Raw genomic sequence first — 6,902 nt, forward strand, 5'->3', positions numbered from 1 at the left:
CACAGGAGTGCGGGAGTGTTATCCGGTATTAGACCCCGTTTCCAGGGCTTGTCCCAGAGTGAAGGGCAGATTGCCCACGTGTTACTCACCCGTTCGCCACTAATCCACCCCGAAGGGCTTCATCGTTCGACTTGCATGTGTTAAGCACGCCGCCAGCGTTCGTCCTGAGCCAGGATCAAACTCTCCGTGAATGTTTCCCCGTGATCGGGGTGACACCACGAGAGCGGAACCAGGAAGAGGAATAATCCCCCCGGTTCACAGCGTCCTCGCTGTGCGCCTCCCACAATCAAGTGGAAGGACTTTTTCAAAGGAACCGTGTTCCGACCGAGAAGGCCGGGACAGGGTTGTCAATCTGGCGTTGACTTTTGGCACGCTGTTGAGTTCTCAAGGAACGGACGCTTCCTTTGTACTCACCCTCTCGGGCTTTCCTCCGGGCGCTTCCCTTCGGTCTTGCGTTTCCGACTCTATCAGATCTTTCCGATCCGATTTCCTCGGGGTCTTGCTGGTCTTGCTTATTCGCTTTCCGGCTTTTCGGCCTTCCGGCGGTGTTGACTGTATCAGATCCTTTCGGGTCTGATTCCCTGTCAACCGGGTTTGTCGTTGCGGCTGTTGGGCCGTTCCGACGAGTGAGACGTTAGCGGATTCCCGGCCCCCGACCTAATCGGGGTCCCGCTCTTTCGAACGTGGATTCCTCATTTCGCAAAAGCGCACGCAAACAGCACGACGGCGAACAATGAGGTCGTCGAGTACTTGAGTGGATCTTGCGGAATGGCTGTCCGGGGACCGACCGGGGTCGGCGCTCACGCCGGACAACTCGGAGAACATTACGTAGCGGCCCGGGGCGTGTCAACTCGCGCCCGGGCCGCTGCGACGAGGTCAGCTGTTGTTGCCGGAGGCCAGTTGGCGGCTGCGGTCGCGGGCCGCTTCGAGGGCCGCGATGAGGGCGGCGCGGACGCCGTGGTTCTCCAGTTCGCGGATGGCGTTGATGGTCGTACCCGCGGGGGACGTCACGTTCTCGCGGAGCTTGACCGGGTGTTCGCCGCTGTCGCGGAGCATCGTCGCCGCGCCGATGGCGGACTGGACGATGAGGTCGTGGGCCTTGTCGCGGGGCAGGCCGAGGAGGATGCCGGCGTCCGTCATCGCTTCGACCAGATAGAAGAAGTACGCCGGGCCCGAGCCGGAGAGGGCCGTGCAGGCGTCCTGCTGGGACTCCGGGACGCGCAGCGTCTTGCCGACCGAACCGAAGAGCTTCTCCGCGTGCTCCAGATGGGCGCCCGTGGCGTGGGTGCCGGCCGAGATGACGGACATCGCCTCGTCTACCAGGGCCGGGGTGTTCGTCATGACGCGGACCACCGGGGTGCCGGGCTCCAGCTTCTCCTCGAAGAAGGTGGTGGGGATGCCGGCGGCGCCGCTGATGATCAGGCGGTCGGCGGGGACGTGGGGGGCGAGTTCCGCGAGGAGCGTGCCCATGTCCTGGGGCTTGACCGTGAGGATCAGGGTGTCCGCCTGCTCGGCCGCCTCCTGGTTGGTCACCGGGGTGACGCCGTAGCGGGTGCGCAGTTCCTCGGCGCGCTCGGGGCGCCGGGCCGTGACCATGAGGTCGGCCGGGGCCCAGCCGCCGCGGATCATTCCGCTGAGCAGGGCTTCACCGATCTTGCCCGTGCCGAGGACGGCGACCTTGTGGCCCGGGTGCTGGCTCGTCTGACTCATGGGGGCATCCTCGCACCGGGTCGGCCCTGTCCGAGGGGGTGTCCGCCGGTCGGACGGGGTCAGGCGGTGCGGCGGCGCAGGGTGGTCGCGCCCAGGACGAGGACGAGGACGGCGCAGCCCGCGACGATCAGGGCGTCGCGGACGTAGGTCGCGGTGAGGTCGGTGTGGCGCAGGACCTCGTTCATGCCGTCGACGGCGTAGGACATGGGCAGGACGTTCGAGACGGCCTTCAGGGCCGGCTGCATCGTGTCGCGCGGGGTGAACAGGCCGCAGAGCAGGAGCTGAGGGAAGATCACCGCCGGCATGAACTGGACCGCCTGGAATTCGGAGGCCGCGAAGGCCGAGACGAAGAGGCCGAGGGCGGTGCCCAGGAGGGCGTCGAGGAGGGCGACCAGGAGGAGGAGCCAGGCGGAGCCGGTGACGTTCAGGTCGAGGACCCACAGGGCGAGGCCGGTGGCGAGGGCCGACTGGATGATCGCGAGGGTGCCGAAGGCCAGGGCGTAGCCCGCGATGAGGTCGCCTTTGCCCAGGGGCATGGCGAGGAGGCGTTCGAGGGTGCCGCTGGTGCGTTCGCGCAGGGTGGCGATGGAGGTCACGAGGAACATCGTGATGAGCGGGAAGATGCCGAGGAGCGAGGCGCCGATGGAGTTGAAGGTGCCGGGGCTGCCGTCGAAGACGTAGCGGAGCAGGAACAGCATCACGCAGGGGACCAGGAGCAGGAGCGCGAGCGAGCGGGGGTCGTGGCGGAGCTGGCGCAGGACGCGGGTCGCGGTGGCGGTGGTGCGGTACGTGTTCATGGCGGTCCGTCCCGGGGTGGGCAGGGTCAGCGGGTGCTCTGCGCGGCGTCGACGAGGTGGAGGAAGGCCTCTTCGACGGTGGGGGTGGCGGTGGCGGCGCGCAGGGCGTCGGGGGTGTCTCCCCCGGCCAGGAGTTCGCCCTCGCGCATGAGGAGGAGGTGGTGGCAGCGCTCGGCCTCGTCCATGGCGTGGGAGGAGACGAGGATCGTGGTGCCGTGGGTGGCCGTGAGGTCGTGGAAGAGGTTCCACAGGTCGCGGCGCAGGACCGGGTCGAGGCCGACCGTGGGTTCGTCGAGGACGAGGAGTTCGGGGGTGCCGAGGAGGGCGACGCCGAGGGAGACGCGGCCGAGCTGGCCGCCGGAGAGGTTCGCGGCGAGGGCGTCCGCGTGGGACGTGAGGTCGACGTCGGTCAGGACGCGGTCGACGTCCGTGCGGCGGGCGGCGGCCCGGGCGCGTCCGGGGTGGAGGACCGCGGCGAAGTAGTCCAGGTTCTGACGGACCGTCAAGTCCCGGTAGACCGAGGGGGCTTGGGTGACGTAGCCGATGCGGGAGCGCAGGGCGGGGTGGCCGGCCGGGCGGCCGAGGACCTGGAGGGTGCCGGAGACCTTGGCCTGGGTGCCGACGAGTGCGCGCATCAGGGTCGACTTGCCGCAGCCGGACGGGCCGAGCAGTCCGGTGATCCGGCCGCGCGGGACGGTGAAGTCGAGGCCGTGCAGGACGGTGCCGGGCGGGTCAGGGGTGGCGGGGGTGTGGTCCCGCGTCGCTCGGGGTGAGTCATCGCCGTGTCGGACGCCCCTGCCTCGCCCGGCCCGCTGGAGGCCTCGGGTGACCGTGAGGCCCTCGGCGTGGACGGCGGCCGCGCCGGTGGGGTCCGGAGCTTTATTCATCACCTGATGAATAATCCTCCGGCGCGGCCGCGTCGTCAACGGGTCAGGGGCGCCGTACGACCGTGACGTCCAGGGCGTAGGCGTCCTCGACCATCCCGTCGGGGAAGTCGCGCAGCAGTAGCGCGCGCTCGTCGTCCAGGACCGGCTTGGACTTCTCCGGGCCGAGGACGGCGAAGTAGGAGCGGCTGCCGAGGTGGGCGAGGTGCTGGTCGAGCGGGATGCGGCGGGTCCAGTGCAGGCGGCGGAAGAGCGGGGTCGCCGCCGGGGCCGGACCGAGCGCGGTGATCATCTCGGGTGCGGCGACGGAGACGCCGTGGCGGTGGTAGCCGGGCAGTCGTCGCCGGAGGCGGGCCTCCTGGGCGGCGATCCACCCGACGTCCGGGTCGGGGACGTTCCACCACAGGGCGAGCGCGCCGCCCGGCCGCAGCACGCGCAGCGCCTCGGGGATCGAGCGGGCCGGGTCGGTCCAGTGCCAGGACTGGGCGTACGTGACCAGGTCGGCGGAGGCGTCGGCGAACGGCAGGGCGTCGCCGACGGCGCGTACCAGGGGGACGCCGGGGAGGGCGGCGCGCAGTTGTGCGCCCATGCCGGGGCCGGGCTCCACGGCGGTGACGTGGGCGCCGCGGTCGCACAGGAGGCGGGTCGCGATGCCGGTGCCCGCGCCCACGTCGAGCACGCACGCGCCCTCGAACGTCAGGCCGGACAGCTCCTCGACGCTGTCGAAGAGCGCGGGCGGGTACCCGGGGCGGGCCGTGGCGTACTGGGCGGCGACCGCGTCGAAAGAGAGCGCGAAGTCGGCGGCCGGGGTCTCATCCGTCATGAGGTCATCCTGGCCGGACGGGTTCGGGCTGTCAGGCCTTGCGCTTCTTCTTGCCCGCGCCGCCCGACGCGCCCTTGGCCTTCCGGGCGGCGGGGTTGCCGGCGCGCCGGGTGGTGCGGCGTTCGTACTGCTCGACGGCGGTCTCGTACTCGCGCCTGCGCAGCTCCTCGCCCGGGGCCTCCTTCAGGCAGCGCAGCGCGTACGCGACCAGGACGCCGACGAAGCCGATGGCGAAGAAGCCGCGCAGCGACGCCTGGCGCTCCGGGTCGGGGCGCTGGGAGAAGCCGCTCAGCGTGCGGCTGAAGGCGAAGGCGCTGCAGATCGCGAACATGACGACGACCAGGACGTTCACGAAGGAGCCGACGTCCGCGAGCGCCAGGCCCTGGTAGGCGAACCGCAGCACGAAGCAGCCCGCCGCCGCGGCGACGAGCGCGCCCACGGCGACGGCGGCGCGGCGCAGCGCGTAGGTGCCGCTGTGGTCGACCCAGCTCGTCCCGAAGAAACGGATCTCCTCGGGGCGGGGGCCGGGCGTGGTCGTGCGGGGGGTGCCGGTTTCGTCGCTCACACGTCGATTATCACCGGCGCGGCGCGCGGACCTTCACCTTCGTGTCCGAAGACGCGCTCCTCAGGTGCAGCGCGGCGCCACGTACCCGTCGCTGCCCGTCTTCACGTACGCGTCCGCGACGTACTGTCCGTTGCCGATGTTGTCCCACACGTTCGACGTGCCGTACGTGCCGGTGACCCGCTCGCCCGGCTTCTGGCAGTTGATCGGGACGCTCGCGCCGAGCGGCAGGACCCGCAGGAGCTCGTACTGCGTGCCGGGGCCGCTGCGCACCTTGAGGCGGATGCCCGGTGCGACCGGGTAGCGGTGCGCCGTCGCCGCTTCCACGGCCACGTCCTCGCCGGCTATGTCCTCGACCGCGCCCGTCACGTTCTCAACAGCCATACAGGCCACCCCCGTTGATGTTCCGCCCGGCGCCGTCCGCGTACCGGCACCGGCGTCGCCCCGTGCGACTCGCGCAGGCTAGCAAGCCCCTCGGGCATCGCACGCACCATCGACTAGGCTCCGTGCGTCGCGCTCGCGGACTCAGAACACGGGGGTGGACGATGCCGCCGCTGCGCAGCACCGGACACGGGTCGGAAGCGGAGCAGCCCGGGTACGCCGGTCGCTATCGGCTGGAGGAATGTCTCGGCTCGGGCGGTATGGGCGTGGTCCATCTGGCCACGTCCGCCTCGGGCCTGCGCCTGGCCGTCAAGGTCGTGCACGCCGGGATCGCCACGGATCCCGAGTTCAGGGCGCGCTTCCGCCAGGAGGTCGCGGCCGCGCGGAAGGTCAGCGGCGCCTTCACCGCGCCCGTCGTCGACGCCGACCCGGACGCCGCGCTGCCGTGGATGGCCACGCTGTTCATCCCCGGCGACACCCTCGCGGAGCGCGTGAAGCGGAACGGCCCACTGGACGCGGCCGAGGTGCGCAGGCTCGGGGCCGGGCTGGCCGAGGCGCTCCGTGACATCCATCGCGCGGGGGTGATCCACCGCGATCTGAAGCCCAGCAACGTCCTGCTCGCGGCGGACGGCCCCAAGGTCATCGACTTCGGCATCTCGCGGCCCGTGGACAGTGATCTGCGCACGGAGACCGGGAAGCTGATCGGCTCCCCGCCGTTCATGGCCCCTGAGCAGTTCCAGCGGCCGCGCGAGGTGGGGCCGCCGGCCGATGTGTTCGCCATGGGTGCCGTGCTCGCCCACGCGGCCACCGGGCGCGGCCCCTTCGACTCGGACAGCCCGTACGTCGTCGCGTACCAGGTGGTGCACGACGAGCCGGACCTGGCCGGTGTGCCGGACGTCCTGCGGCCCGTGATCCGGCGCTGTCTCGCCAAGGACCCGGCCGAGCGCCCGGCGCCCGCCGAGGTCATGGAGGCGCTGCGCCAGCCGTCGACCCCGTTCATACCGGCGCAGCGCACCGCGGACCCGGGCGCGCGGACACCGGCCCGGGCGACGGCCCCGGACGCGGGGACCGCCACGTCCACGTCCGCCCGGCGCCGCAAGCGCCCCCGGATCGTCCTGGCGGCCGTCCTCGGCACGCTGCTGATCGTGGGCGGCGCCGGACTCGCCGTCACCTCCCTGCCGTCGGACGAGGCCCCTGCCAAGGCTCAAGTCCCTTCGCAGGTAGCCGAGTTCACGCCCTGGAGCGCTCACCTCGGGGCCGCGAACGGCACTCCTCCCCGGTGCGAAGCCGCCGCCGGGGCCCTGTACTGCGTCACCGATGCGGGAGTGGCCGTGCGCCTCGACCCCGCGGACGGCCGGATCGTGTGGCGGCACCGGACGCGGGACGTGCCGCACGCGACGCCGACGGTCTCCGGCGGCCTGCTGCACCTCGTGGCGGGGCATCGCCTGCGCACGCTCGATCTCCGTACGGGTGCGGCGCGTTGGAGCGCGGACATCTCCGGTGACGCCTCCGTGGCGCACTCCGCCGGGAGCACGCTCCTCGTCGGCGCCGAAGGCGAGGTGCGGGCGCTGGACAGTGCCACCGGACGGCGTCTGTGGACGCGGCACGTCGGCGGGCTCGGGACGCAGTGGCTGGCGGGCGGCCCGCGGACGTTCTACGCGGCGACGCCGACGGCCGACGGGGCCGCCACCTCCGTGAGCGCGGTCGCGGCGGACGACGGACGGGTGCTGTGGTCGGCCCGGCTC

General features: G+C 71.5%; 7 protein-coding genes and 1 rRNA gene. 1 reads left to right on the top strand and 7 read right to left on the bottom strand.

Features of this window, described 5'->3' with window-relative positions; all coding sequences use genetic code 11:
- The 7 genes from G3I40_RS06830 to G3I40_RS06860 all read right to left on the bottom strand — a co-directional run.
- Positions 1–191, bottom strand: a 16S ribosomal RNA gene (locus G3I40_RS06830); the annotation flags it as partial.
- A gap of 685 nt (positions 192–876) precedes the next feature.
- Positions 877–1,710: a pyrroline-5-carboxylate reductase gene (proC, locus tag G3I40_RS06835; protein ID WP_164301259.1), complete on the bottom strand. Its 834-nt coding sequence runs from the start codon at positions 1,708–1,710 to the stop codon at positions 877–879.
- A 59-nt stretch (positions 1,711–1,769) separates the two neighbouring features.
- Positions 1,770–2,507 (bottom strand): ABC transporter permease, encoded by a 738-nt coding sequence (locus G3I40_RS06840; protein WP_164301260.1) that lies wholly within the window; start codon positions 2,505–2,507, stop codon positions 1,770–1,772.
- A gap of 26 nt (positions 2,508–2,533) precedes the next feature.
- Positions 2,534–3,394 (bottom strand): ABC transporter ATP-binding protein, encoded by an 861-nt coding sequence (locus tag G3I40_RS06845; RefSeq protein WP_164301261.1) that lies wholly within the window; start codon positions 3,392–3,394, stop codon positions 2,534–2,536.
- 43 nt (positions 3,395–3,437) lie between these two features.
- Positions 3,438–4,214: a class I SAM-dependent methyltransferase gene (locus tag G3I40_RS06850; RefSeq protein WP_164301262.1), complete on the bottom strand. Its 777-nt coding sequence runs from the start codon at positions 4,212–4,214 to the stop codon at positions 3,438–3,440.
- Positions 4,215–4,245: 31 nt separating this feature from the next.
- The gene (locus G3I40_RS06855; RefSeq protein ID WP_164301263.1) at positions 4,246–4,779 is read right to left on the bottom strand and encodes an EamA/RhaT family transporter; all 534 of its coding nucleotides are present in this window, start codon (positions 4,777–4,779) and stop codon (positions 4,246–4,248) included.
- Positions 4,780–4,839: 60 nt separating this feature from the next.
- Positions 4,840–5,160, bottom strand: a complete 321-nt coding sequence (locus G3I40_RS06860; RefSeq protein ID WP_164301264.1) for a peptidase — start codon at positions 5,158–5,160, stop codon at positions 4,840–4,842.
- A 161-nt stretch (positions 5,161–5,321) separates the two neighbouring features.
- Between G3I40_RS06860 and G3I40_RS06865 the strand changes: the two genes are divergently transcribed.
- Positions 5,322–6,902: serine/threonine-protein kinase (locus tag G3I40_RS06865; RefSeq protein WP_164301265.1), on the top strand; the 1,581-nt coding region annotated here is incomplete at its 3' end.

The sequence above is a fragment of the Streptomyces sp. SID14478 genome (assembly GCF_010548525.1).
GTDB lineage: Bacteria > Actinomycetota > Actinomycetes > Streptomycetales > Streptomycetaceae > Streptomyces.

Coding starts and splice junctions, on each gene's coding strand:
- G3I40_RS06850 (WP_164301262.1), bottom strand. CDS start 4,214: ATGACGGATGAGACCCCGGCCGCCGACTTCGCGCTCTCTTTCGACGCG.
- G3I40_RS06845 (WP_164301261.1), bottom strand. CDS start 3,394: ATGAATAAAGCTCCGGACCCCACCGGCGCGGCCGCCGTCCACGCCGAG.
- G3I40_RS06840 (WP_164301260.1), bottom strand. CDS start 2,507: ATGAACACGTACCGCACCACCGCCACCGCGACCCGCGTCCTGCGCCAG.
- proC (WP_164301259.1), bottom strand. CDS start 1,710: ATGAGTCAGACGAGCCAGCACCCGGGCCACAAGGTCGCCGTCCTCGGC.
- G3I40_RS06860 (WP_164301264.1), bottom strand. CDS start 5,160: ATGGCTGTTGAGAACGTGACGGGCGCGGTCGAGGACATAGCCGGCGAG.